General features: G+C 68.8%; 22 protein-coding genes and 1 pseudogene. 9 read left to right on the plus strand and 14 right to left on the minus strand.

Annotation, left to right across the window (positions count from 1 at the left end; genetic code table 11):
• Positions 1-133 precede the first annotated feature (133 nt).
• The 3 genes from VFZ09_RS01580 to VFZ09_RS01590 form a co-directional block, all read right to left on the minus strand.
• Positions 134-595, minus strand: coding sequence for an Imm26 family immunity protein (locus VFZ09_RS01580; RefSeq protein ID WP_329725653.1), 462 nt, complete (start codon positions 593-595; stop codon positions 134-136).
• A 3-nt stretch (positions 596-598) separates the two neighbouring features.
• Positions 599-1,366: a hypothetical protein gene (locus VFZ09_RS01585; protein ID WP_329725654.1), complete on the minus strand. Its 768-nt coding sequence runs from the start codon at positions 1,364-1,366 to the stop codon at positions 599-601.
• Between the two features lie 271 nt (positions 1,367-1,637).
• The gene (locus VFZ09_RS01590; RefSeq protein ID WP_329725655.1) at positions 1,638-3,149 is read right to left on the minus strand and encodes a class I SAM-dependent methyltransferase; all 1,512 of its coding nucleotides are present in this window, start codon (positions 3,147-3,149) and stop codon (positions 1,638-1,640) included.
• A gap of 114 nt (positions 3,150-3,263) precedes the next feature.
• On the opposite strand from VFZ09_RS01590, the gene VFZ09_RS01595 reads away from it, so the two are divergent.
• The 6 genes from VFZ09_RS01595 to VFZ09_RS01620 all read left to right on the plus strand — a co-directional run bounded on the left by VFZ09_RS01595 (position 3,264) and on the right by VFZ09_RS01620 (position 13,229).
• Entirely contained in the window at positions 3,264-7,187 is a 3,924-nt protein-coding gene (locus VFZ09_RS01595) for an SDR family NAD(P)-dependent oxidoreductase (RefSeq protein ID WP_329725656.1), read from the plus strand.
• Positions 7,188-7,246: 59 nt separating this feature from the next.
• Positions 7,247-9,289 carry an FtsX-like permease family protein gene (locus VFZ09_RS01600; RefSeq protein ID WP_329725657.1) on the plus strand — a complete coding sequence of 681 codons (2,043 nt, stop codon included), beginning with the start codon at positions 7,247-7,249 and terminating at the stop codon, positions 9,287-9,289.
• Positions 9,290-9,291: 2 nt separating this feature from the next.
• Positions 9,292-10,590 (plus strand): ABC transporter permease, encoded by a 1,299-nt coding sequence (locus VFZ09_RS01605; RefSeq protein ID WP_329725658.1) that lies wholly within the window; start codon positions 9,292-9,294, stop codon positions 10,588-10,590.
• A complete protein-coding gene (locus VFZ09_RS01610; RefSeq protein WP_329725659.1) occupies positions 10,590-11,366 on the plus strand; it encodes an outer membrane lipoprotein-sorting protein in 777 nt (258 codons plus the stop codon). Before VFZ09_RS01605 ends, VFZ09_RS01610 begins: the two co-directional genes overlap by 1 nt.
• Positions 11,367-11,580: 214 nt before the next feature.
• Positions 11,581-12,861: a hypothetical protein gene (locus VFZ09_RS01615; RefSeq protein WP_329725660.1), complete on the plus strand. Its 1,281-nt coding sequence runs from the start codon at positions 11,581-11,583 to the stop codon at positions 12,859-12,861.
• Complete coding sequence (locus tag VFZ09_RS01620; protein WP_329725661.1) at positions 12,858-13,229, plus strand: DUF2019 domain-containing protein; 372 nt, start codon at positions 12,858-12,860, stop codon at positions 13,227-13,229. The genes VFZ09_RS01615 and VFZ09_RS01620 overlap by 4 nt, the downstream gene beginning before the upstream one ends.
• Positions 13,230-13,297: 68 nt before the next feature.
• On the opposite strand, the gene VFZ09_RS01625 is transcribed toward VFZ09_RS01620, so the two are convergent.
• From VFZ09_RS01625 to VFZ09_RS01675, 11 genes and pseudogenes are all read right to left on the minus strand, one after another.
• Positions 13,298-14,467: a patatin-like phospholipase family protein gene (locus VFZ09_RS01625; RefSeq protein WP_329725662.1), complete on the minus strand. Its 1,170-nt coding sequence runs from the start codon at positions 14,465-14,467 to the stop codon at positions 13,298-13,300.
• A gap of 141 nt (positions 14,468-14,608) precedes the next feature.
• Complete coding sequence (locus VFZ09_RS01630; RefSeq protein WP_329725663.1) at positions 14,609-15,799, minus strand: hypothetical protein; 1,191 nt, start codon at positions 15,797-15,799, stop codon at positions 14,609-14,611.
• Positions 15,796-16,404, minus strand: a complete 609-nt coding sequence (locus VFZ09_RS01635) for a CDP-alcohol phosphatidyltransferase family protein (RefSeq protein WP_329725664.1) — start codon at positions 16,402-16,404, stop codon at positions 15,796-15,798. Before VFZ09_RS01635 ends, VFZ09_RS01630 begins: the two co-directional genes overlap by 4 nt.
• Positions 16,401-17,399 carry an acyl-CoA desaturase gene (locus tag VFZ09_RS01640; protein WP_329725665.1) on the minus strand — a complete coding sequence of 333 codons (999 nt, stop codon included), beginning with the start codon at positions 17,397-17,399 and terminating at the stop codon, positions 16,401-16,403. The genes VFZ09_RS01635 and VFZ09_RS01640 overlap by 4 nt, the downstream gene beginning before the upstream one ends.
• A complete protein-coding gene (locus VFZ09_RS01645; protein ID WP_329725666.1) occupies positions 17,387-18,319 on the minus strand; it encodes a phosphatidate cytidylyltransferase in 933 nt (310 codons plus the stop codon). The genes VFZ09_RS01640 and VFZ09_RS01645 overlap by 13 nt, the downstream gene beginning before the upstream one ends.
• 137 nt (positions 18,320-18,456) lie before the next feature.
• Complete coding sequence (locus VFZ09_RS01650; RefSeq protein WP_329725667.1) at positions 18,457-19,296, minus strand: methyl-accepting chemotaxis protein; 840 nt, start codon at positions 19,294-19,296, stop codon at positions 18,457-18,459.
• Between the two features lie 28 nt (positions 19,297-19,324).
• The gene (locus VFZ09_RS01655; RefSeq protein ID WP_329725668.1) at positions 19,325-19,783 is read right to left on the minus strand and encodes a hypothetical protein; all 459 of its coding nucleotides are present in this window, start codon (positions 19,781-19,783) and stop codon (positions 19,325-19,327) included.
• Positions 19,784-19,903: 120 nt separating this feature from the next.
• A complete protein-coding gene (locus VFZ09_RS01660; RefSeq protein ID WP_329725669.1) occupies positions 19,904-20,332 on the minus strand; it encodes a VOC family protein in 429 nt (142 codons plus the stop codon).
• A 58-nt stretch (positions 20,333-20,390) separates the two neighbouring features.
• A complete protein-coding gene (locus tag VFZ09_RS01665) occupies positions 20,391-20,987 on the minus strand; it encodes a transposase (protein ID WP_329725670.1) in 597 nt (198 codons plus the stop codon).
• Between the two features lie 2 nt (positions 20,988-20,989).
• A pseudogene (locus VFZ09_RS01670) lies at positions 20,990-21,193 on the minus strand (helix-turn-helix domain-containing protein); the annotation flags it as partial.
• Positions 21,194-21,398: 205 nt separating this feature from the next.
• Complete coding sequence (locus VFZ09_RS01675; RefSeq protein WP_329725671.1) at positions 21,399-22,490, minus strand: hypothetical protein; 1,092 nt, start codon at positions 22,488-22,490, stop codon at positions 21,399-21,401.
• 572 nt (positions 22,491-23,062) lie between these two features.
• On the opposite strand from VFZ09_RS01675, the gene tnpA reads away from it, so the two are divergent.
• From tnpA to VFZ09_RS01690, 3 genes are all read left to right on the plus strand, one after another.
• Positions 23,063-23,452 (plus strand): IS66 family insertion sequence element accessory protein TnpA, encoded by a 390-nt coding sequence (gene tnpA / locus VFZ09_RS01680; protein ID WP_329725672.1) that lies wholly within the window; start codon positions 23,063-23,065, stop codon positions 23,450-23,452.
• The gene (gene tnpB, locus VFZ09_RS01685; protein ID WP_329725673.1) at positions 23,446-23,790 is read left to right on the plus strand and encodes an IS66 family insertion sequence element accessory protein TnpB; all 345 of its coding nucleotides are present in this window, start codon (positions 23,446-23,448) and stop codon (positions 23,788-23,790) included. Before tnpA ends, tnpB begins: the two co-directional genes overlap by 7 nt.
• A 48-nt stretch (positions 23,791-23,838) precedes the next feature.
• Positions 23,839-24,753, plus strand: a 915-nt coding sequence (locus VFZ09_RS01690) for an IS66 family transposase (RefSeq protein ID WP_329725674.1), incomplete at its 3' end; no start/stop codon positions are given.

A 24,753-nucleotide genomic window follows, 5' to 3' on the forward strand; every position in this document is an offset into this window, starting at 1 on the left:
GCCTTCCAAGGAAATGGAAAAAGTGTAATCCGAGCCTAAGCCGAGACTGCTGGTGTGGGCAAGCCAGCGGGGTCCAGAAGGGCATGGCGCGGTGTGTCAGGAGCCCCGGCGTCGCCCCGCCACGCGCGACTGATCAGGGGTGCAACCGTACCTTCAGACGTTCCACATCGGCATTGGGCCGCCCCAGGAGAGCATCGAGCAGTCGTTCCTCGATGGCCTCCTGTTCCCAGACCGCTGCCCGCTCGAGACCCACACACTCCTGGGGTTCAGCGGCTCGCTCATTGCCAGCGGTGTCGAAGATCGTGCAGCGGCGGAAGTCTCCCAGATCCTGCATGAATCGAACGAGAGGCTGGCACAGGTGCTCCTCGAGCGCTCTCCACCCCATCATCTCCCATGAGTCCAGAGCCAGATGGCGCACAGCTGTCTTGAAGAGTACGGGTCTTGACGCGATCCCATCCAGATCCGAATCCGGGCTCATGGTTCTGTGTTGATAGAAGGCCGCATACGGTGATTCGAGCAACCTTCCGTAGCCGTAGGAACCATCCGCGAGAGCAATCCTGACAAATGAGCCTGGTTTGTATTTCTGCTTTCGCATTCCTCAATCTCCGGTGTACGGGTACAGCTGGCCCCATTTCTTCGTGGCGGCATCGTGAAACAGCCTGCCCAGCGGATTGTCTTTCGCCACGCCGCGATTGAGGTTCTCGGTTCGATGCAGTCCTCGGGTTTCGGACTGGGCTCCTCCAAATGAGTCAATCAACTGTTGCTCTCTTCCACGAGTTCGCCAATAAGCGATATCGCTATATCTGTTGACGTAGTCAACTGCGGTTCCGGTATCGAACTGATCAAGCACGGCCTGCCGGAATCCGGGGGTTTTCGGTTCATCATTTTCATCAACATGATGGTTCGAATCACGTGCATCAACAGCTTTTTCAGCCTGCGGCCGGAGCGGTCTATTCAGGTCGACAACCATGCTTGTTCGCCCAGAATAATGGCGGTTGGTCCTCAAGTTGAACTTCGTATAGGTTGCATAGATGCGGCCCAAACGTTTCTTGTCTCCATCACCATCTGGAGTTGGCAATGGCGCGGGGGACGAATGGGGCCCGAACACCGGCTTCATCTCAGACGTGTGCGCAGGTGTTGTATTGGTGGCACCGGTCTTCGGCGCGTAACAACCCTGCACCCAACCCTGGATGTCACCGAAGTGCGTTCCGTAGAATGAGTCCGCAATGTCAATCGGGGTGGCCACTCCGTCCATGGCCGCCTTGACGGTCAGGCAGACCAGTACAATGCTTCCTCCTGCCGCAACAACCGCGCCGCCAGCCACGAGGGGTTTTCCCGTCGCAGCGGGAGCCCCTGCTTCTGCCACGGTCGTGGCTCCTCGTGGTACGAGCTGGAGCACGGCGCGAGGAATGCCATTCCCCAATCCTTCGCCGGAAATACCCTGGAGCGGCGTCGGCGGGGAGGGTGCAGCGGTTGACGCTGGCAGAGCCGCCTGCTGCGCTAGCCGCACCGGCGTGGAGTGGATGCCATTGGAGCCGTGGCTGATGCCGGGACGAACGCTTCTTGCCACGCCGCTGCATCCTGCGACGAGCATGGATAGCAGCAGCGCCACCGTGCGCAAAGGCGCCACTGCCATGTCAGGCGGCGGCGCGCGGAGGCGGTGCGAGCTGCGTGGGCAGCGTCACCCCGGGCCGTGCCGCGAGGAGGAGTTCCTGCGTCGGCAGCGGCAGGCACACCGTCGCGGTGAGTCCCACGTCCGCCAGCAGCGCAGCGTACTCCGAGTGGGACAGCAGGTCCCCCTCGTTGGTGAGGAAGCGCCTCAGCCCGAAGTAGAGGTGGTCCAGCGGGCCGTCCCGCCGCTCGTGGAGCACGTACTCGGCGATGACCAGGATGCCCTCCGGCTTCAGCGCGCGCGCCACCCGGCGGAACATGTCCGGCAGGGACTCGGGCCGCAGCACGTTGAGCACCTGCGGCAGGATGATGAAGTCGTACGCGGCCTCGCCGAAGTCCTGCGTGAAGAGGTTGCCCGGCCAGAAGCGCGCCTGCCCCAGCGCCTTGAGCTGCTCCACGTTGCGCCGCGCCTGCTGCAGCACCACCTCCTGATCGAAGTAGGTGACGTGCGCCGTGGGCTCCGTCCGCGCGAACGCCACGCCCCACACCCCCGAGCCCGTTCCAATATCCAGCACCGACGCGCCCGCCAGCGGACGCACCTGCGCCAGCGTCGCCGCCGCTCGCCGGCTGAGCTGGAAGTGCGAGGCGAACACCGCCGTGATCTGATTCGAGTTGTCCGCGTAGAAGCGCCGGCTCACCTCGGCGTCCTTCAAGTCCAGGATGAAGCGCTCGTGCCGCACCGTCTCCTCGAGCCGCTCCAGCGCCTCCCAGTACTGCGCGGACACGGAGAAGGAGCGCAGCAGGTACGGCAGTGCCTTGCCGTCGAGCACCTGCCGGGCCTCCTCCGTGAGGCCGCTCGTGGTGCCCTCGGTCCGCGTGAGGCCCAGGTGCTCCAATACCTCCAGCACCCGCCGCAGGCCCCGCTCGCTGGCCCCCGTGGCCGCCCGCAGCGCCGCCTCGTCCTTCGCGCCCGTGGCGAGCTGCTCGAGCAGCCCCAGCCGGCCCGCCGTCACCAGCAGCCACGTGCGCGCCGCACTGCGCGCGAACCGGTCGAAGAAGTCCTCCGCCTCGGGCGGGGGCGCGGGCACCGCCTCCAGGAAGAGCCGCCGGTAGTGCTCCAGCACGTCCCAACGCTGGCCCCCGGCGGTGACGGGCTCTCCCGTCTTCACCGCCTCCTCCAGGTGGCCGATGGGGCCCCACCAGCGCGCCGCCTCCCTCAGCCGCTCCCGGAACGCCGCATCCTTCAGGAAGGTGGCCACCGGCTTCGTCACCGAGAGGCCTCGCGCCTCGTCCATGTGCACCAGCCCCAGGCACACCAGCAGCTCCACCAGCGACCGCACGCCCCGCACCGGGGCCCCCACCTTCCCGGCCAGTGCGTCCACCTTCACTGGCGTGCCTTCTCCCTGCACGGGCAGTGCGTCGAAGAGGCCCAGGCTCAGCGACGTCCGCAGCAGCGCGGACTCGTTGGAGGCGTTGCGCGCCCAGAAATGCAGAGACTGCGCCAGGGAGGGGGGCGTGGCGCTCGGGGGTGCCGACATCGATTCCTCGTGGGGGAGGGGGGACTCCAGCTTCGCGCCTTTGCCCCATCTGGAGCAACCTCCCCGGTTTCCCGGGGATAACAGGCTCGCGGGATTCTGCGTTACCATGGGCCCATGACTCCACGAGTGATGACGGCAGGTGAGGTCGAGCAGCTTCTTCTCGGCGACTCCCGGGTCCAGGACGTCTGCGTGGCGGGCGAGGGGCGTGACGCGGTGGCCTGGGTGGTTCCCCAGCGCGGAGCGAAGGCGGACGCGTTGTCCGCGCTCCTGAGGGAGCAGCTGGGCGAGGAGGCTCCTCCCGTCACGTTCCTCGATGCCATTCCCCTGCGGGCGTCGGGCGAGCCCGATCTCGAGGCCCTCTCGCGCCTGAAGCCCGTCACGCCGGCCGTGCTGCGTCAGGTGGAGTCCCGCTTCCGTCAGGCCGGTCTCGAGGCCGTGGCCCTGGCCGGCCCCCGTCAGGCTCCGGAAGTCTTCGAGCCCATCGACGAGCTGCTCCCCGAGTCCCTGCGTCCCCGCACCGGCGCGGCCGCCGAGCCCCAGGCCAGCGATGCCTCGGCGGCGGCGGACAAGGGCTCGGGGCGGCCGTCCCTCGTCGACGGCGGCCCGCGGCGCCATGCTCCCGGCAACCCGGCGGTGCTCACCGACGTGCTGCGCCGCGCCGCCGAGCAGTACGCCGATCGCCCCATCACCTTCATCGACCTGGAGGGCCAGCGCGAGACGCTGCGCTACGCCGATCTCTGGGACGAGGCCCTGCGCATGCTGGGCGGGCTCACCGCGCTCGGGGTGAAGCGCGGGGACCGCGTCATGCTCCTGCTGGAGCGGCCCGGCGACTACATCCGGGCCTTCTGGGCCTGCACCCTCGGTGGCGTGCTGCCCGCGCCCATGGCCGTGCCACCCTCGTTCGACCGTTCCCACGCGGGTGTGGCCCGGGTCCTCTCCGTGGTGGAGCGGCTGGGCGGGCCCCTCGTGCTCGCCGGGGCCGAGGGCGCCGCCGCGCTGCGGGCCATGGGCGTGCGCGCCGTCTCGGTGTCGGACGTGGACCGCTCCACGCCGGGGCAGGTGGTTCAGCTCTCGCCCTCGGATCCCGCCATCCTGTCCTTCACGTCCGGCAGCACCGGCAAGCCCAAGGGCATCGTCCTCTCGCAGGACAACATGGTGGCCATGTACGGGTCCATGTGCTCCGGCGGCTGGTACGAGGAGGGCGACATCGGCCTGGGCTGGATGCCGCTCGACCACGTGGCCGGGCTCAACTACCTGCACATGACGGCCCTGTGCACGGGCACCCCGCAGATCCTCGTCGCGCGCGACTACATCCTCGCCGACATCCTGCGCTGGATGGACCTGCACTCCGAGTTCCGCGCCACCGTGAGCTGGGCGCCCAACTTCGCCTTCGGCCTCGTGGCGGACCGGCTCTCCAAGGGCGAGCGCCGCGCGTGGGACCTGAAGTGCGTGCGCGTGCTGGGCAGCGCCGGTGAGCCGCTCGTCGCCGAGACCATGCAGCGCTTCGTCTCCCAGCTCGTCCAGGACGGGCTGCGCGAGGACGCCGTCTGCCCCATGTGGGGCATGGCGGAGACGGCCTCGCTCTTCACCTCCGTGCGCGGCGTCCACACCCACGCGGGCGAGCCCCATGTGGACCTCGGCCCGGCGCTCTCGGGCGGCGCGCTGCGCATCGTGGATGAGCAGGACGCGGTGGTGCCCGAGGGCACGGTGGGCCACCTCCAGGTGCGCGGCGCCGCCGTGCTGGCCGGCTACCTCGCCGACCCCGAGCTCAACGCGAAGTCCTTCACCCAGGACGGGTGGTTCCGCACCGGCGACCTGGCGGTCGTCCACGACGGCCACATGGCCATCGCCGGGCGGCAGAAGGAGCTGCTCATCGTCAACGGCAACAACGTCTACCCGCATGAAATCGAGGCGGTGGTGGAGCTGGTGCCGGGAGTGCTGCCGTCGTACGCCGCCGCGTGCCCCACGCGCGTGGGCGGGCTGCAGACGGACGAGGTCATCGTCTTCTTCGTGCCCGCGCCGGATGCGCCCCCCCTCGGCGAGCTGCTGCGCTCCATCCGCGAGGCCGTGGCGCGGGCGCTCGGCATCCAGGTGAGCTACCTGGTCCCGGTGAAGACGCACCAGGTGCCCAAGACGGAGCTGGGCAAGCGCGGGCGCACCGAGCTGCGCCGCCGCTTCGAGTCCGGTGAGCTCGCCGCCGAGCGCCGGGAGGCCGAGCGCGTCCTCGGTGGGCCCGCGACGCTGCCCCGGTGTCTGGCCGTGCCGAGCCTCACGCCGCGTCCCCAGGTGCCGGCCGGCGTCTCCGTGCTCTCCGGCACCGTGCTGCTGTTCTCGCCCTCCGGTTTCGCCACCGCGCTGAGGGAGACGATCTCCCGCCCGGTGGAGTGGGTGGCGCTGGCGCCGGACGCGAACCCGGTCCACGCGCTCGAGAGGCTCGACGCGCAGAGCCTGCGCTTCGAGGATGTCGTCTACGTCATGGGCCGCGAGGAGGCGTCCCGCGCGGGAAGCGCGGAGCTGGCGCGCTCCCTGTCGCCCCTGCTGCGGCTGGTGCAGGGGCTCACCGCGAGGGCCGCGTCCACGCCGGTACGGCTGTGGGTGGTGGCGCCTCGGGCCGAGGGCACCTCCTTCGACGCGGCGCCGCTCCTGGTGCCGGGCCTGCTCTGGTCCGCGAAGGCGGATGCGCCCAACCTCTCCGTGCGCCTGCTCTGGGTGCCCTCCGAGACGCAGGACGCCGCCGCGTTCGTGGCCGGAGAGCTCCAGGGCCTGCGCTCCGCGCGCGAGGTGTCCTTCCATGACGGACAGCGCTGGGAGCGCGGCTTCTCGCCCTGGGTGCCCTCGCGGCTCGACGGGGCGCGGCGGCTGCGGCGCGAGGGGCTGTACCTGGTGACGGGCGCGCTCGGTGGCATCGGCCAGGCGTGGGCGCGCCACCTGAAGCACTCGCTCGGCGCGAAGCTGGTGCTGGTGGGCCGCCGGGCCCGGGACGCCGCCGCCGAGGCCCTGGAGCGGGAGCTCGGGGCCACGTACGCGCAGGCGGACGTCACCGACGCCGCCCGGCTGCGCGCGGTGCTGGACGAGGCCGAGTCCCGTCATGGCCGGCCCTTCGACGGTGTCTTCCACTTCGCCGGCAACTTCGAGCCCGTGCCCTTGGAGGCGGAGACGCCGGAGACGTTCATCCAGCACGCGGCGGCCCACGTGCTGGGGGCCCTGGCGCTCGCCGAGGCCTTCCAGCCGCGGCCCGAGGCCCTCCTCTTCTTCGCCTCCTCGGTGATGGGGACGGTGGGCTGGTACGCCACCAGCTACTGCGCGGCCACCGGCTTCATCGACCGCTTCGTGGAGCAGCTGGCGGCCCGGGGACGGCACGCGGTGGCGGTGTCGCTCGGCCCCGTGAAGGCCACGGGCATGGCGCGCACCCTGCGGGCCTCTCCCGTGGGCTCGCGCACGCTGGAGCCCCAGCAGGTGCTGGCCGCGCTCGTGCTCGCCCTGGAGTCCGGCCGGACGCACGTGCTGGTGGGCGTGGAGGGCTCGGCTCCGGCGTGGCGTGCCGCCGGCCTGGGCGCGGGCGAGCCCCTGGAGCAGGCCCACGTCTTCTTCACCCAGGCCTCCAGCCCGGGCCCACTCCCGGTGAAGGGCGAGCCGGGCGTTACCGCGCTGCACCCGATGACGGCCCTCCCCCGGCGTGCCGACGGGAAGGTGGACGTCGAGGCGCTCGCCGCGGAGACGTTTGGCGAGGGCGTTCCCACCGGGCCCCTGGAGGAGATGCTCGTGGAGGCCTTCCGCGAGGTGCTGGGCGTGGACGCGGTGGGCGTGCACTCCCACTTCTTCTCGCTGGGCGGCAGCTCGCTCCAGGCCACGCGCGTCATGGCGCGCATCCAGGAGCGCCTGGGGCTGCGGCTGCGCGAGAGCGTGCTCTTCGACCAGCCGAGCGTCTCGCGGCTGGCGGCCCATCTCCAGGAGCTGGTGCGCAAGAACCCGGCGGACGTGTCGCAGCTCTCGGATGAGCAGGTGGAGCTGATGCTGCGCGTGCTCGGGACGGGTTGACCGGGGTAGGTTCACGTCCCGTCGGACATCGGGAATCAATCGAGAATCAGGAGTTGGCTTTGACGTTGGTTCGGCTCACGTTGCAGAGCGTCCTGGCACGTCCTCGGAGCTGGGTGGTCGGGTTGCTGGCGGCGGGAGCGGCGGTGCTGCTCACGCCGGGGCTCGCGCTCGTGGAGAGCATCGCCGAGGGCACGCGCCGCAGCCTCGTCGAGAGCGGCACGGGGGACCTGCAGGTGTACCACTCGGGCTCGACGGGGGTGCCGCTGATGCTGGTGGGCCCCAGCGGCGAGGCGGAGCTCACCCCGCTCGAGGACTACCCGGTCGCGGAGGCCGCCCTGCGCTCGGTGGAGGGCATCCAGGAGGTGGTTCCCCTGGAGGTGGGCATGGGCGCGGTGTTCCGGGGCAACTACCTGGACGAGAAGCTGGCCGCGGTCCGGGCCGTGCTCCGCGAGCCCTCCTCCGAGGCGCGTGACGCGCGGCTGGCGCTCCTGGTGGCGGATCTGCGGCGGACGCTGGAGCGCGTGGCCCGGGACGAGCGCAACCGGGAGCAGGCCTTCGCCGCCGAGGCCGCGTTCCAGGAGGACCGGGAGGCGTTGGAGAAGATCGTCTCCGCGGACTTCTGGGCGCGCTTCGCCACCGAGCCCCTGCCGGCCCTGGAGCTCATCGAGAACCGCGTGGCCCGGCTGGCCGGGGAGGGCGAGTCGGTGTCCCTGGACTACCTGGGCACGGACCTGACGCGCTTCGCCGGGGCCTTCCCGCGCTTCGAGCTGCTCTCGGGGCAGATGCCGCCGCCGGGCAGCCGGGGCCTGGTGCTGGGGCACGCGGCCTACGAGCAGTTCTTCAAGCTGCCCATCGCCTTCCGGCTCGACGAGCTGCGTCGCGCGCTCGAGAAGGGCGCGAGGCTCGCGGACGACGAGGGCCTGCGCACCCAGGTGGAGCGCAACCTCGCGGAGCTGCCGGACCTGCTGTCGCGGCTCGACGTGGAGCGGAGCGGGGCGCTCCAGGTGGCGCTGGCCCGTGCGCTGGGACACCCGGGCGAGCTGGAGGCACTGCTGAAGGAGTTCCTCTCCCTGGACGACGGCAACTTCGACGCGCGCTACAAGCTCTTCTACGCCGAGCTGGCGCCCCACCTGCCGCTGTACCGCATCAAGCCCGGGGAGACGCTCTCCCTGCGCAACCCGATGAAGCTCGGCTCCAACGTGCCGGTGAAGGTGTGGGGCACGTTCCGCTTCCGCGGGCTGGGCGGCGACAGCAGCCGCGTCAACACCACCTCGCTCGTGGACCTCGTCACCGCGCGCCAGCTGGCCAACCGGCCGACGCGGGCCGAGCTGGCGGAGGCCCGGAAGCTCATCGACGAGCTCGGCATGTCGGACGCCGCGGCACCGGCCGGGGACGAGCCGTTGGGCACGTTGACGATCGTCGACGCGGAGCCGGTGAAGGCCTCGGGCGGGGAGCTCGTGGTGGACAGGGACGTGCTGGCGGACACCTTCACCGAGGAGGAGATGAAGGACGGGAGCGTGCTGCAGGCGGCCCTCGTGCTGCGGCCCGGCGCGGTGCCCGAGGAGGTGACGGCGCGCATCCAACGGCTCGCGGGCGAGAAGAAGCTGCCGCTGGCCACGGTGAGCTGGCAGGAGGCGGGCGGCTTCGTCAGCGGCGTGGTGGGGATGGGGCAGGTGCTGCTGTTGCTGCTCGCGTTGATGCTGGGAGGTTTCGTGCTGCTGCTGTCCACGGGCACGCTGCTGCTGCTGGCCAAGGAGCGGGTGGGGGAGGTGGGGACGCTGAGGGCCATCGGCATGCAGCGCCGGGACGTGTTCTTCTCGCTGCTGCTGGAGGGGCTGCTGCTCGGCGGCGTGGGCAGCCTGTTGGGCGCGGTGGCGGGCGCGGCCCTGCTGTCGGCGGCGGTGGGCCAGGGAATCTCCGTGAGTGACGAGTCCTTGCAGTTCTTCCTCGGAGGGCCGGTGCTGTATCCGCAGTTGAAGGCGTGGCACGGAGGCCTGGTGGTGGTGGGGATGACGTGGGTGGTGGCCTGGGCGTCGCTGGTGCCCGCGTGGCGGGGCAGCGCGGTGGCGCCGGTGGTGGCGATGAGCCGGAGGGGGGACTAGCCATGCTCTCACTGCTGCGCATTGCGTTGCGCAACCTCTTCGTGGACCGCGAGCGGGCGCTGCTGCTCTTCCTCGTCATCGCCAGCGGCAGCGCGGTGCTGGTGGGGGTGATGTCGCTGAAGACAGGCGTGGCCGCGGCCCAGCGCGAGGCGGCGAGGACGCTGCTGAGCGGGGACGTCAACGTGGGGGGCTACTTCAAGGTGCACCCTGACACGCTCGCACCGGTGCTGGGAGACACGCCCCGGGTGCGGAGCGTGGTGGAGCCGCTCGTCCCGGCCGGCTGCGGCCTGCGCGAGCGCGGGCGCGGCTATGCCACCGTGGCGGCGGGCCGGCACCGGGTGCGCTCCTTCCTGGTGGGCCTGGACGCGGGACATGAGCGCGAGCTCGTCCAGGCCATGGCCACGCGGGAAGGCTCCGTGGCGGCACTGGAGCGCACGCACACGGTGGCGCTCTCCGCGCCCCTGGCCCGGCAGCTCCAGGTGAAGGTGGGTGACGTCACCACGCTCTACACGCAGCTGGTGGGAGGGAAGAACAACGCGCTCGACGTGGAGGTGGCCGCCATCACCGAGCCCATCGGCCTGCTGGGCGAGTCCTCGGGCATCCTCGTGTCCAACGCCACCCTTCGCGAGCTGCACGGCTACAGGCCGGAGTCCGCCAGCGTGCTGCAGCTCACCTGTGGCGGGGAGACGGACGTGGACGCCCTGGCGGGCACCGTGCGCGAGGCACTGCGCACCTCGGGCTTCACGGTGCTGCCAGCCTCGCACGAGGCGTATGGCGACAAGCTGGCGCCGCTGCTGCGCGAGGGCTGGGCGGGCCAGCGGGTGGACGTCACCACGTGGCGGGACGAGTCCTCCTTCCTGTCCTTCGTGACGGACGGACTGGGGGCGCTCGCGGTGCTGGTGGGAGTCATCGTCTTCGCCGTGGTGGTGCTGGGCCTGTTCGTGTCGCTGAACGTGTCGGTGCGCGAGCGCACGCGGGAGATCGGCACCCTGCGCGCCATGGGCATGCACCGCCGCTCGGTGGTGGGCATGTTCGTGCTCGAGGGCATGCTGTTGGGCGTGCTGGCCTCCGCGAGCGGGGCCGCCATGTCCGCGCTGCTGTGCGTGGGGCTGCGCGGCTCGGTGCCGCTGCCCGAGGCGATCTCCAACTTCTTCTTCAGCGGGACGCTCCCGCTCCAGCCCGAGCTGCCGCACGCCGTGGTGGCGGTGGTGCTCGTCACCGTGGGCGCGGTCCTGGCTTCCATCATCCCGGCGGCCCGAGCCGCCTCGCTGTCTCCCCGCTCCGCCATGGAGTTCCTGTGATGACCTCTCGCGCCTTCCTGTCGTCGTGTCTGCTGGCCCTGCTCACCCTGCTGCCCGCGGCGGCCCTCGCGGACACGCAGCCGTCCGCGGATGACCTCCTGCGCCTCATCGACAAGCGTCTGTCCTTCACGAGCGACTACAAGGGCGTGGTCCGCATCCGGGAGATTCGCAAGGACGGGCAGGACCGGCTCGTCGAAATCAACGTCTACCGGCGGGACAAGACGAGGGACCTGGTGTTCCTCACGACGAAGCCCAAGCACATGGCGGGCAGCGGGTACCTCCGCATCAGCAACAACCTGTGGGAGTACAACCCGACAGTGGGGCAGTGGGAGCGGACCACGGTGCGCGCGAACATCGCGGGTACCTTCACGTGCGAGTCGGACTTCGATCGCTCGCGGCTGGCGGAGGACTACACGGCGAAGGACGAGGGCGTGGAGAAGCTCAACGGCACGTCCTACCGCAAGCTGTACCTGACGGCGAAGTCGGGCGCGGAGGTGCCGTTCCCGCTGCTGCGCATCTGGGTGGACCCGGACAACAATCTGGTGAAGCGCATCGGTTACGCGCCGTCGGGGAAGACGCTGCGCACGGACACCATCCGGGCCTACCAGCGCATCAAGGATCCGGAGAGCGGCCAGCAGGTCTACCACTACAAGGAAGTCATCGAGGAGGAGGCCGAGTCGGGGATGAAGATGGTGGTGCGCTACGAGGACGTGCAACTCGCCCCGCTGGACGCCAACATCTTCACCAAGTCCTGGCTCGAGGCCCGCGCGAGGTAGAAGAACCCGGGTTGCGCATGCCCCCTCTCCCTCTGGGAGAGGGCGGGGGGGAGGGTCGTCCCGGTGACTCGACTGGAGAGGTGCGGCAATGCCTGGCTGTTTCGCCACTTCGTGCCTGGTGGGTGAGCGGGGCCCTTTGCGCATGGGCTCGCTCGCGCTGACTGCGCTGGTGTTGCTTTCCGCGTGCGCAACAGGGGGACCCATCAGGGCGGGCATGGCGTACCGCGACCGTTCGTCCGTAGCGGAAGCCGATGACCCGGGCGCGGACGAAGCCGTCTTGTTCAACCTGCCCACGGACTTTCAGCCGGTGCAGGTCAGTGACTCCGAGCTTACGGCCGCCCTGACGACGTTGTGGCTCCACCTCCCGCTGCGGGTCTCCACTCCATGTCCCCCGCTGTACGTTGGCCGGAAGCTGGCGCTGGTGTCCGCGCCTGTTGTGACTGGCGACGCGTGGCAATCCGAGCTGGCGCGGTCCTATGGGCGTTTTTGCGAGCGGCGCGGCACCCCAGGCGACTGTCTGACGCTTTTTGACGACGGGCCTCACCTGGATGCCAGGGATAAGCGCAGCATTGCCCTGGCCCTTGCGGTAGGGCCAGCTCTGGAAGGGCTGGATGCGGAACTACGGGCCATGCTCGACCCCGCGCGGGTGCTGGCTACCCTCAGCTTCACCATGACGGCCTATCTGGCACTCTTGATTGCGCCCGAGCCAGTGACAAAGGGAGTCGCTCTCGCGTTTTCCGCGCTGCTGTGGGGCTACCTGGGGTGGGAGTTCTTCGAGCTGCTGCGCGCCTATGTGCAGCTTCATGAGGACGCACCGCGAGCCACGAGCTTCGCGGAACTGCGAGAGGTGGGCGGCAGGTTCGGAAGAGTCATCGGCCCCAACAGTGTGCGCATCCTCGTCATGGTGGCGACGGCGGCGATCGGTGAAACGGCCACGCTCGTATCGAAAGGGCCGAATCTACCGGGCTTCGGGCAGGCCTCTCGCACGGTGGAATCAGATGTCGGGCTCCGGTTGATGGACGCGGCAACGAACGCCGAGCGCGTCATTGTTTCCGTGAATGAGGGGACGATTCGTATCGTGCTGCCGACCACTGCGGTGGCAATGAGTGCCCGGAACGGTGGGGGCAATCGCCCATCGAACGGAGGGGACGTAACGCCCAAAGGGGAAGCGCCCTCCGCGAGCAGGTATCGCGCATTCAAGTCTTTTGACGCTTTCAAAAATGCCATGGGTTCCGCGGGAGAGGGCAAGGCATGGCACCACATCGTCGAGCAGCGGAAGGTCAATGTTGAGCGCTTCGGCTCAGAAGTTATTCACAATACGGAAAATGTAATCGCGGTAGACAAGGCCAAACATGATGCAATCAGCGCGTACTACTCGACCCGGTCCGACGATACGGGCGGCATGGTGGTGCGCGAGTGGCTCCGCACGAAATCCTACGAAGAGCAGCGTGCTTTCGGATTGATGATCCTGAGGTTGTTTCGAGTCATCCCATGAAAAAAGCACAGATCAAGAAGCTTCCAACGGACGATTTGATCGAACAAGCCAGGACCCTGTCCGCCGAGCGATGGCCTGCGATTCATGCGGGAAAGCCGAAGGAGGCAAACCGCATGTATGACCTTCTCGTTGCGATTCGCCAGGAGCTGCGGGCAAGAGGTAGCGATGCGCAGCGCCACTTATTGAAGTTGCTCGATGATCCAGATCCAGGGACCCGTTGCTGGGCCGCTGGCTCGATATTGGAGTTCGCACCAGCCGAGGGGGAGCGGGTGCTTACGGAGATCATCAAGCATGTAGACGGTCTCGTAGGCTTCTCCGCGACGAGAACGTTGGAGCAGTGGAAGGCAGGCACCTTCAACCCGCCTTGATGTCTTCATTGGGGTGGGTGGTGGCCCTCGCCCGTGAGCAGGTGCTCACGGGGCGAGGGGTGTTGGACTCACCGGCGGAACGGGGGCGCGTCCTTGCGGCGGTCGGCTTTTCTGGCGGGGGGCGTCATCTTGGAGAGATCGACATTGCTGGGGAGGGTGCCGCCGAGCACGTTGATGGCGTAAAGGTAGGCGTAATAGCCATCGCCCCCGGCGCTGATGGAACTCTCGGCGGTGGTCTGCAACGCGCTCTGATCCGTGCCGGCCATCTGGGTCTCCGAGAAGCTGATGGGTGGGTCGATGCGCCAGTAGTTGCCCCAGGGCATCAGGCTCATGAGCTGCGCGTCAGGGGCGAGGATGTTGCCGGCTCCCATGACCTGGATGAGCGGGCTGATCTCATCCCCTTGGGTATCCTTTTCATCCAGGAGCCAGCTCATCGTGCCCCAGTTGTAGTCATCGGAGTTGGCGATTCCCGGATTGAAGAGGCCCGTTCCCAGCGAGAGGAGGAAGACCTCGTCGAGGCTCTCGTAGAGCCCGAGCCGCGAGGCCTCGGCCAGCGCGTACAGGGCGGGGTTGTTGGCCACCATGCCGCCGTCGACGACCCAGCGGCCCGTGGCGCCCGAGCCGCCCGGTGCACCCGTGCCGATCTGCGCCGCGGGGAAGTAGGTCGGCGCCGCGCTCGTCGCCCGTGCCGCCTCCCAGACGTAGTAGTCATCGGCGGCGGAGTTCGCGGCATCCTGCCAGTTGAAGAGATAGGGGCCCACGTTCCCAGGGTTGTTGGTGTTGATCGTGAACCCGGTGGTGAGCACCTGCTTCGGCATCGACAGGCCGGACTGGGCGAGGCTCGCTCGCGCCTGCGAGAGCGTCAGGGTCGCCCCGAACGCATTCTGCAGCCACGGCTGGATGCCGCTCTTCGGATCGTCCGGGTTGGTTCCGTAGTACTTGGCGCCTGCATTCGAGGGGACGAACAGCTCGGACTCGTCATTCAGGTAGAAGTCGAGGATGTCCTGCGCCGTGTACGGGAGCAGGGTGCTTCCGGCGCTCTTGCTGCTGCCGCTGGAGGGCGTCGTGAGCCCGAGCGAGATGATTCCTCCGGTGGACGTCCCCGCGATGACGTCGAAGACCTCGAAGAGCTGCTTCCCACCGAGTGTCGCCTCGAGCTGCTGGAGGATGTAGGCGGGGATGACGCCGCGGATTCCTCCGCCGTCGATCGCGAGAATCCTGCACTTGATGTCTGCCATGTCCGTGTCTCCGGTTTCCTCGCCTCGTGGCAAGGGACGCGCAGCTGCGTTGACAGCCTCACGAACGTGGCACGCGACTCCTCCCCTCGCGAGAGAATTCAACGTTTCAGCTGACCCGGAGTCCGCTCCGTGCGAATCATTTCAGGGCCGGACCGCTTGCGGCACCGTCTCCTCGTGAGGGGCTCGCCCCCGGCTCAGCCACAGCGCCGCGGCGCTCAGCGCGACCAGCCCCTCGCCGAGCCGCACGCCGTAGTTGCCCGGCCATACGCTGCCCAGTCCCACCAACGCCGCCATCGCGCCGAAGCCCACCAGCGCGCCGCTGTTGCCCAGATTGTTGAAGGCCACGAGCCACTCGGGCTCTCCTGCGGCCGCGCGCCGGGTGGCGTGCTCGCGGAAGGCCAGCATGAACAGCGCGAACGCAACGCCCAGCACCACTCCCGAGCCGAACAGCACGGGCGTGGCCCCGGCGGCCTCCGTCCCCAAGAGCGCGCCCGCGAGTGCCATCACCACAGGCGCCACCCGCATCCAGCTAGGTGCCAGCCCCTCACGGGTGCACAGGCCGATGACCACCGTGCTCACGATGGCGCTCGCGTACACCGTCGCGATCAACGCGCTGCCCATCACCGTGGCATCCGCACGGCCGTGAAGGTCCCGGAGCACGTACACCGCGCTGCTCGCCAGCAGGGCGTACGCACCATAGATGGCGAGTGCGCCACTCCACACCGCGCGGCCGCTTCGCGAGAGCGGCCGAGGCGCCTCGGCGGGCTGCCACGTCTCGTCTCCGCTCCCCACCGCCCGGCATGCGGCGAGTGCGAGCGCTCCGAGCACCGCCAGCGCGCAGCCGTTCCACAGGGCCACCCGCGCCTGCGCCGCGCCCGCGCTGACGGCGCCCAGCCACAGCGGTCCGAGCAACATCCCCACGAAGCGCAGGGCACTGCCGAGTTGATCGTTCCTCGCCCGCGCGGCCCCAGCGAGCGCCGTGGCGCGGCGGTCCATCTCCTGGGTCACGTAGTTCGCCACGGCGCGCACGCCCACGTGCGCCGCCGCGTACAGCCACGGGCCCCGCGCGCCGAGCACCACGACGCTCAGCGCCAGCATCGAGAGCACCAGCAGGGTCCCGGCGCGCACGCCGCCCCCGAGGAAGCCGAAGCGCCTGGACAGCCGTACCGCCGCGATGGACGCGACAGTTCCCACCAGGAGGCAGCCCGCGAGCCAACGCTCCTTCGCCGCGGGGACGTTCGCCGCGAAGAAGGCCTGTGCGTGCACGTTCACCAGGCCCGAGAGGAGGAACGAGGTGAGCAGGAGCGCCCCGTTGCGGCGCAGCAGCGTCACCACCACCGCACCAGGGAGGCCACGGTCGCGACGGGCACCAACACCCAGAGCAGCCGGGTGTGCCAGCCCTGCTTCGGAATCGTGAAACCGTGGATCATCGCGAGCGCCGCCGCCGCGAGGTAGCCCCCCACCAGCACGTTGCGCGCCCCGGCCGGCAGCCCCGCCGCGCCCGCCGCCACCAGGTAGAAGAGCGCCGCTCCGTGGGCGGTGGGCAAGCCCTGGAAGCACTCGCGGCCGTCCACCACCACCGTCCCCGTTTCCATGAAACGCGCCAGCCGCCACACCCCCGTGAGCGAGTACGCCACGAGTGCCGCCGTCCACGCACCGCCCACCCCCATCGCGTGGGCGAGCATCGGCGGAACCAGGCAGAACGAGACGGCATCGGCGAGCGAGTCGAGGAAGCCGCCGAAGGCGCTGACCTGCTTCAGCCTCCGCGCGAGCTGGCCGTCGAACACGTCGCAAGGAAGCGCCAGCGCGCCACAGAGCACCGCGGCTCCGAGCTGGCCCGTCAGCGCGAGGTGACACGCCAGCGTGCCGAGCACCACCGACAGGCTGGTGACCAGGCTGGCCGCGTTGAGCTGCTCGAGCACCGGGAAGTTCTTCATTCGGGGGCAACCTCCGGAGCGGGTGCGTCCACGTGGAAGCGGATGAACTTCGCGAGTGCCGTGGAGAACGGCTCCTGGACATAGGGGAGCCCGCGCCGCTCACAGAAGGCGCGGACGAGGGGCGCGGCCCGCCGCAATTGGTGGCGCGGCAGGTCGGGGAACAGGTGGTGCTCGAGCTGATTCTCCAGCCCGCCGAAGACGAAGCGCGCCCAGAGGCCACCCGTGTAGTTGCGGCAGGTGCGGATTTGAAGCTCCGCGAAGGTGAGCGTGCTCGCCTCGGCCTCGGTGAAGGACGGGAGATCGTAGTGGTTCCCGGCGAAGACCGTGTTCAGGTACAACATCCCGATGCAGGTGTGGGCCAGGAAGAGAGGGATCGCCCACGGGCCGAAGAGCAGCGCGAGGCCCGCGCCCTGCAACGAGAAGCCGCAAACCACCAGGCACAGCTCCCGGACGAAGCGCTCACGGTGGAAGCGGTGGCAGTAGAAGCCGTCGCGCAGGCCGAGCAGCAGCAACGACTTGGGCAGGTACTTCCCGCGGAAGCGCGAGAGCAGCAGCAGGTTGGGCGCGGCGATCCACGCATGGGAGAAGCGGCGCTCCCCATCCCACCGCTCCGACTGGTCCCCGTCCACGCCGCGCACGTTGGGCGCCGCGTGGTGCCGGTCGTGCCCATGGCGCCAGCCCGAGACGAACTCGCCCAGGAGCCCCGCCGTCAGGGCCGCGAAGAAGCGGTTCGCCCGGCGGGAGCGGAACGTGCCTCCGTGCGCCGCGTCGTGCATCAGCCAGCCCAGCCGGTAGAACACCAGGCTCGCGAGCACGAACAGCGGGACCGCACCCCACGTGTCCGTTCGCGCGCTGGCCCAGAACAGGGCCGCCGAGCAGGCCAGGTGCAGGGGAAGGCTCACCACCGAGCGCCACGGGGCGTAGGCGTAGCAGCCCGCGGCGCGGACCTCGCGCTTGAGCTCGGCGTAATCCGTGGAGGCCCTCAGCCGAACCATGCCTGCACCGCCGTGAAGAAGAGGGGAGCCGTGAGGATGAGGCTGTCGCAGCGGTCCAGCAGTCCGCCCTGCCCCGGCAGCGCCGTGCCCAGGTCCTTGAGCCCGACCTCGCGCTTGAGCCCGGACACCGTCAGATCGCCCAGCAACCCGAGCCCCGAGAGCGCCGCGCCCAGCAGCGCGCCCTGCGCATGCGTGAAGGGCGTGATGGAGGGGGCCGCCAGCCCCGCCACCAGCGCGGAGATCGCCATCCCGCCGAGCAGGCCCTCCCACGTCTTCCGGGGTGACAGTGTGGGCGCGAGCCTGTGGCGCCCGAGCGCCTTGCCGGTCACGTACTGCCCCGCGTCGCTCGTCATCACCGAGAGGAGGAGCAGCAGCACGAAGCCCGCGGCCCCCGAGGGGCCGGGCAGCGGCCCGTGGAAGAAGAACCAGGGCACGTGGCCGAGCGAGAACACCGTCCACACCACCCCGAGCTGCAGCCGGGCCGCGCGGGCGATGGGCCTGTCGCCGCCGAGGCGCAGCGACGCGAGCGTCAGGATGCCGAAAGTCCAGAACAGCCACAGCCCCGAGACGAGGCGGGCGTTGCCCGTGGCGATGGCCCCGAAATGCAGCGGCACCACCAGGTACGCGAGGGCGTCGAGGCGCGGGTCTCGCTCCGCTCCCTGGGTGCGCAGGTACTCGCGCAGCGTCCACCCGCTGGTCAGCGCGAAGACGCCCAGCGCCGCCCACGCGCCCAGCGCCACGCACAGCCCACCCGCGAGCGCCGGAGGCCACCAGGAGTTGATGGCCTGCCGGATGGGCCTGGCCTCCGCACGCCGCAGCCGGGGATGCGCGAAGGAGATGACACTGCAGGCGAAGATGAAGCCGTAGATGCGGGCGAGCAGCTCGAAGAGTGCTGTCGGCGCAAGGGAGAAGGGCATCATGGCGGGCGGGTGTCGAGAAGACGACGCTCGACCATCGCACCGGGGTCGCTGTTTTACAACGCCACCATCCTGTACGTGCCCTGACGCCGCCAGGAGGAGGGGGGGCGGAACGCAAGGGGCGGGCGCGGGACGGGCCGTCATGGAGCGCTCCTTCGCAAGGAAGGAGCCGACCTGAGCGTCTCGAGGCCTGGCGGTACAGGCCCGCTCTCCAATGCCCGCGCACCAGGACGGCTGCGCGGTGCGCCGTGTTTCTCGGCCCCGTCCACCTGGAAGAAGCGCACCAGTTGCAGCAGGCCCTCCGCTTGCGCCGCCATCTCCTCCGCGGTGCTCGACAACTCCTCGGCGGCCGCCGCGTTCTGCTGCGTCACATCGTTCAGGCCGAGCATCGCCTTGTTGAGCTGTCGGACGCTCGTCGACTGCTCGCCCGACGTTGCGGCGACGCCCTTGACCAGGTGCGACGTCGTGTCGATCGACGGGACGAGCGCCTGGAGCAGGTGGCCGGACTGCTCGGCGATCTTCACGCTGTCCGACGCGACCGTGCTGATCTTCCGGGCGGCGCTCTGGCTGCCCTCCGCCAGCTTGCGGACCTGGGACGCGACGACGGCGAAGCTCTTGCCGTGCTCGCCCGCGCGCGCCGCCTCGATGGAGGCGTTCAGCGCGAGCAGGTTCGTCTGATAGGCGATCTCCTCGATGATGGAGATGTGCGAGGCGATCTGCTTCATGGCCTCCACCGAGGCGGAGACCGCCCGGCTGCTCTTCTCGGCGTCGGCAGCTCCCTTGGCCGCGATCGTCTCCACCTGACGGCTGCTGTCGGCGTTCTTGACGATGGACTCGCTCATGGTCTCCAGGTTGCTGGTCATCTCCTCGAAGGTGGCGGCTTGCTCGGTCGCGCGGCTCGAGAGCGACTGGGACGTCTGCGAGAGCTGTGACGCGGCCGACGAGAGCGCCGCGGCCCCATCGCGGACGTCGGCAATCACCTGCGCCAGCCGATCGGTGCCCTCCTGCTCAATCGAGGTTGGGCTCCAGCGCGATCTGTCCGGAGCCGCGGGACCAGTTGGAGATGTAGCGTCCGGTGGCGTCGGAGCCGGGCGTGTTCACGTACTTCGCATCGAGCCCATCGAACGCATTGGGCTCCCACGTCGTCCAGATGCCGAGCACCTTGGGGTTGGCCTCTGCGACCTTCCGGAGCGCCGCATCCGCCATCCGGCGATCCGTCAGACCGGCGACCTTCTGGGCCACCAACGTCTGAGCGAGCGTCCGGACGGGCATGAACGCGGCGTCGAGCTCCGAGTTGACGATGCGCGCATAGCGCTCGGCCATCTGCGTGACCAGCTGGTTCGCTTGCTCCTCGGCCACCCGCGAGGACTGCCGGCTGACGACGAGAACGAGGATGCCGAGTGAGATGCTGATGACGCTGCAAAGAGCGACGAGGAGCTTCGTCGCGAGGCTCTTGCTGAATTCCATGCGCTCGCGAGTAGCACGGGGGGAATCGCATGAGAGCGAAGGGCCCCTGAGCCGGCGCTCGGATGCCCGCTCGCTTCGGGTGCTGTCCTACCTGGAGCAAGCAACCGCGGGACAAAGGCTCTACACCCGGGCAGCCTCACCATCCGGACTGGCGAGAACGACGACATAGCCGTCCAGGTCCTCGAGCCAGATCTCCCGGTGTTGCGCAGCGGGGTTGACGTGCGGCTCTTCCAGCACCCGCGCGCCCAGACGTCTCACGCGTTCGACGGCGGCATCGAAGTCGTCGATCTCGAACCAGAGGAGGACGCCATGGCCGTGCGGTGCCCGATCGGCGCCTACGAGATTGGGATGCTCCTCGGCATCCCACCGATGCAGTTGGAGCACGAGGGTCTCTCCACTCCACAGGCGGTCATAGAGGAGCCGGTGGGGGTGGTCCGGATCGCCCCCGCGCAGCTGCAGCAGCGTCTGGTACCACGCGCTGCTGGCCTTCACGTCCTTCACCGCGATCAGCGTCTGAGGCCTGACCGTGAGTCGACTGGGTGGATGCATCGAGACCTCGGAGGAGAGAAACGCGCGACGTGGCGTTCTCCGCCGACCCTAACCTGCTTCAGGGAAGTCCGGTAAGGCTCAGGCCGGCGTGATGGAAGAAGGCAGCGAGGACATCGTGTCGGTGGCCCAGGCGCATGAATGAAGCGAGTGCCTGGGCACGCAGCTCGGCGACGGAGTCGGGCGTGGCGTTGCGCAATTCGGCCTTCACCACCCCATTGCAGCCCTCCTCGGGGTTGAGGTCCGGTGCATAGCCTGGCAGCCGCTCGAGGCGGAAGTCCTTGGGGTGGCGGGCGACGAAGTCGAGCGTCTCGGCGCTGTGGGGCTGGTTGAGGCCGTCCCACACGATGGTGAGAGGACGGCCCACCTTCCTGCGGAAGTAGCGCAGGGCCGCGATGATATCCTCGCTGGTGAAGCCTCCCTCCTGGTGGCGCGAATACAGGCGCGCCGGCCTGGGGCTGTAGGGGGCAACGAGGGCGACGATGCTGGAGACTTCGCGCCGCTTGTCACGGCGGCGCAAGATGGGCGGATGCCCGACGGGTGCCCAGGTGGATGCAACGCGGGCCCGAAACGAACTACCCGTCTCGTCCACGAAGGCAATGGCCCGCCCGCTTCTACGAGCCCCCTTCTGATGCGTGGCCAATCGCGCTTGAGCCACGCCTCCACCAACGCGTCGTTACGCTCCTTGGCTCGCGTGCGGGGCTGCTGCGGACTCAGACCCAGCCGGTGAAGGCGCTCGGCCAGGTAGTTGGGGTGGTAGCTCACGCCGAACGTGTGCTGGATGAGATGAGCCACACGCGTGAGCGTCCAGCGCTCGGTAGGAAACCCGCTGGTGCGCGCCCCTGCCCGCACCAACTCCGCCACCTGCTGCCATTCCTCAGCGCTCAACTTCGACGGCCGGCCCGTTGTTACCGCGCAGCTTAGATGAGGGAGAGCGGCCCGGGCGGCCAGGGCCCTGGGCGTGGCCAAGGGGACCTTCTACAGCAAGAGCCGGCGCTACGGGCTCGCCCTCCCGGAGGGCTCGTCTCTGGCCGGGGCGCTCGGCCGTTGGTGAGCTGCCGCGACGGGCTCAGGGGGCCAGCATGATGTTTGGATCCACAGCGGCGGGCCTGGCTTCGGGCGGCCTGGCTTCGGTCCCTCTGAGATAGGCCAATACCGCATCGCGGGTCCCCCATTGGTTGTACACGATGTCGTACACGTAGCCACTCACATCGATGATCTTCGTCGTTCGATGATCGAAGTAGTATTCGGCTTCTCCAGTGAAGATGGTGGCGGCTCCGCCACTTGACTTCACGACATCCTTCTGGCCTTTCGCCACCGAGAACACGGCCTTTTCCAGCACCTGCATCTTGGAGATGTAGAACACCCTGGTATCGGTAGGCTGCATCTCCAGCAGAGCCGCGAACGCGCTCTTCTGTCTCTGATTCAGCGTCGCCACCGCATTGATGAAGCTCTCCCTGGTGTCCCAAGGATACTGGCGGAGCGACCACTTCATGCTGTAGGTACCTTCGACCGACATACTGCTCTGGATGTCGGCATAGAGCGGCACGTTCACGGCCAGCTGGGAAAAAATCTCCCGGGTCGTGATGGCCGTATCCTCGTAGACTGCGGCGCCCCCCACGGACAGGGTCGGCTGTGTGACAGGTATTCGATCCACGATGTTGGTGACGTTTCCGGCCCCATCGACACGGGCGATGATGAGCGCCCCGAGGTTCGGAACGACGTCGACGAGCCTGCTGACCTCCTTGCCGTGGATCTCGAGTCTGCTTGCGAGTTGCTCGAGCGCCGTCTTGGATTCCTCTGGCGACGTCAATGTGACATTCGCGATCTGGACATGCTTGCTCAGATCCAGCTTACCCCCATCGTTGATCAACAGCGGTTGCTCGCTATGAACGGCCGAAGAGCCTACTGCCGACCACGTGACGTTGACCTGATGGCCGATCGGCACTGCGATGGGCCCCCATCTCTGGGTTGAGGCATTCCCCCCCTTCAAGGCCTGTACATACATCTCCTGGTGCTCCGTCTCTCGATCCTGCTGATCCTTGACGACGATTATCACCCTCGCCTGAACGGGAATTGTATTGGATATATCGACCCTGACGTTGCGCTTCACGCAGGCCGTGATGTGGAGCAGGATGAGTATCGGTACGACCAGACGCATGATTGGACTCCTTGTGTGCGTGAGTGAACACACGGACGAGCCCCTTGCGAACAGCGTGCCCACGGTGATGGACGGACACATGACGCCGTTTCCGGCAATCCTTTGCGGCCGCACGCGTCCGGACCAGCGCAAGGTTTTCGCCTTCGAACAAATCGAGCGCAATGGGTGCGGTGAGAGCTCCAGGTCCGCACCTCGGTGCCTCCTGTCACGGTCTCCGCGGGTACCAGAAATTCCGGAGCTTTGACTTCGCTCTGAAAAAAACCGTTTACAATCAAATTTTATACTCCAAGTGGAAAATGTCCCCCCTCCTCTGTGAGGAGTCCCGCCCCATGACACGCCCCTTCATCACCGCCCCCCCTCTGTGCCCTGCTCTCCACACTGCTGATGACAGCCTGTGGGGGCGCGTCCGAGACCGAGCAGGAGGTGCCGGTGGACGCCCTGGGCACCCAGGAGGCGGCCGTGTGCTCCGGTCTGAGCGTCACCACCCTCGCCTTCACGGGCGCCAGCACCGTAAGCCTCCGATCCGGCCCAGGTAGAGCTGGAGCTCGAGGAGCCGCAGAGTGAGCGGCGCGATGACGACGAACACAGCGATGACGAAGGGGGAGCCGGCGTGGTTGGAGGCAGCGCGGCGACCGAGGTGGACACCCGAGGTAGCAGCGCAGGTGGTGCGAGCCTGGCAGGAGGAAGGAGGCACGCAGTCGGCCTTCATGCGCAAGTACGGTTTGCCGCGTGAGAGGCTGCGCTTCTGGACGCGCGGGCATGAAGGGAAGAAGGGGGCGCGCGCGGCCATGGCCTTCGTGCCGGTGGAGGTGGCGCCCGCCGAGAGGAGCGAGGCGGTGAGGGAGAAGGGGGAGCAGGTGCAGGTGGAGGTGGGCGGGGTGAGAGTGAGAGTGGAGGCGGGGGCCAGCCAGGAGTTGGTGGCGAGGGTGCTGCGAGCGGTGAAGGAGGTGCAGAGGTGCTGAAGCTACCGGAGGGGGTGAGAAACTGGGTGGCGACACAGCCGAGCGACATGCGCAAGCAGGCCGACGGGCTGAGCGCGCTGGTGGAGGGAAGCCTGGGCAAGCAGCCGAAGTCGGGCCACCTCTTCGTCTTCTTCTCCAGGAGAAAGGACTTCGTGCGCATTCTCTTCTGGGACGCCAACGGGTACTGCACCGTGAGCAAGAGACTGGAAGCGGGACGCTTCCGGGTGCCAGCGCCCGAGGAGGGCCAGGCCACGGTGCACCTGGACGTACGGCAGCTCTCGGAGTTGCTGTCGCTGGTGGAGACAGGCCGCGCGGTGCGCAGCGGCGAGGTGCACTGAGTCCGCGCTTGCGTGCCCGGCATGACTTCGTGCATAGGCAAGGCGCGCATGACTTTTCCCGTCACCGTCGAAGAAGAGAGGGGCCAGCAGGAAGAAGTCCAGCCGTCCGCCTTCGAGGGGGACGACATGGAGGCGGTGCGCGCCTACATGCTGAGCCTGCTGACGGAGGGCCACGGCGAGCAGGCCATTGAGATGTTGTTGGGCCTGTTGGGTCAGCTGCGCGAGGAGCACGCCTCCACGCTGGTGCGCCTCCAGCAGGCGCTGCGGCAGTTGTACGGGCGGCGCAGTGAGAAGACTCCCGCCAGTCAGCTCCAACTGCTGCTGTCGTTGTTCACCCAGCAGCAGTCCGCCGTGCCAGAGGCCGTGCCCGCCACCGCCGGCGGCGCCCAGGCAGACGCCCCGGCGGCCCCGCCGGCTGACGCACCGAGGAAGACACCCAAGCGCCCGCCCGTGCGCGGAGCCCAGGCGCTGCCCGCGCACCTGGAGAGGCGCGAGGTGCTGGTGCAGCCCGTGGCCGAGGAGTGCCTGTGCCCGGAGTGCGGCGAGGAGAGGAAGCCCATGGGCGAGGAGGTGAGCCAACGGCTGGAGTTGGAGCCGGCGCGCTTCTACGTGCGAGTAGAGAAGCGTCCCAAGCTGGCGTGCCCGCGCTGCAAGGAGGGGGTGGCCGCCGCGCCCGCGGGGGAGACGCCGCTACCCGGGGCGCTGCCCGGCCCGGGGCTGCTGGCGCAGCTTTTGGTGGGCAAGTACCGCGACGGGCTGCCCCTGCACCGCCAGCAGGCCATTTTCGACAAACGCCACGGGGTGAGGCTGCCCGCCTCCACTCTGGGCGACTGGGTGGCGGGGGCCAGTGACTTGCTGGCGCCCGTGGTGGAGTTGCTCAAGCAGCGCACGCTGGCCGACGCCTTGCTGCACACCGATGACACCGGGGTGCGCGTGCTGGACAGGGACGACGCCCGCGGCATC

Source organism: Archangium sp., assembly GCF_036277355.1.
Classification (GTDB): Bacteria; Myxococcota; Myxococcia; order Myxococcales; family Myxococcaceae; genus Archangium.

Coding starts and splice junctions, on each gene's coding strand:
- VFZ09_RS01580 (WP_329725653.1), bottom strand. CDS start 595: ATGCGAAAGCAGAAATACAAACCAGGCTCATTTGTCAGGATTGCTCTC.
- VFZ09_RS01590 (WP_329725655.1), bottom strand. CDS start 3,149: ATGTCGGCACCCCCGAGCGCCACGCCCCCCTCCCTGGCGCAGTCTCTG.
- VFZ09_RS01595 (WP_329725656.1), top strand. CDS start 3,264: ATGACTCCACGAGTGATGACGGCAGGTGAGGTCGAGCAGCTTCTTCTC.
- VFZ09_RS01605 (WP_329725658.1), top strand. CDS start 9,292: ATGCTCTCACTGCTGCGCATTGCGTTGCGCAACCTCTTCGTGGACCGC.
- VFZ09_RS01610 (WP_329725659.1), top strand. CDS start 10,590: ATGACCTCTCGCGCCTTCCTGTCGTCGTGTCTGCTGGCCCTGCTCACC.
- VFZ09_RS01615 (WP_329725660.1), top strand. CDS start 11,581: ATGGCGTACCGCGACCGTTCGTCCGTAGCGGAAGCCGATGACCCGGGC.
- VFZ09_RS01620 (WP_329725661.1), top strand. CDS start 12,858: ATGAAAAAAGCACAGATCAAGAAGCTTCCAACGGACGATTTGATCGAA.
- VFZ09_RS01625 (WP_329725662.1), bottom strand. CDS start 14,467: ATGGCAGACATCAAGTGCAGGATTCTCGCGATCGACGGCGGAGGAATC.
- VFZ09_RS01635 (WP_329725664.1), bottom strand. CDS start 16,404: ATGAAGAACTTCCCGGTGCTCGAGCAGCTCAACGCGGCCAGCCTGGTC.
- VFZ09_RS01640 (WP_329725665.1), bottom strand. CDS start 17,399: ATGGTTCGGCTGAGGGCCTCCACGGATTACGCCGAGCTCAAGCGCGAG.
- VFZ09_RS01645 (WP_329725666.1), bottom strand. CDS start 18,319: ATGATGCCCTTCTCCCTTGCGCCGACAGCACTCTTCGAGCTGCTCGCC.
- VFZ09_RS01655 (WP_329725668.1), bottom strand. CDS start 19,783: ATGGAATTCAGCAAGAGCCTCGCGACGAAGCTCCTCGTCGCTCTTTGC.
- VFZ09_RS01660 (WP_329725669.1), bottom strand. CDS start 20,332: ATGCATCCACCCAGTCGACTCACGGTCAGGCCTCAGACGCTGATCGCG.
- VFZ09_RS01675 (WP_329725671.1), bottom strand. CDS start 22,490: ATGCGTCTGGTCGTACCGATACTCATCCTGCTCCACATCACGGCCTGC.
- tnpA (WP_329725672.1), top strand. CDS start 23,063: ATGACGACGAACACAGCGATGACGAAGGGGGAGCCGGCGTGGTTGGAG.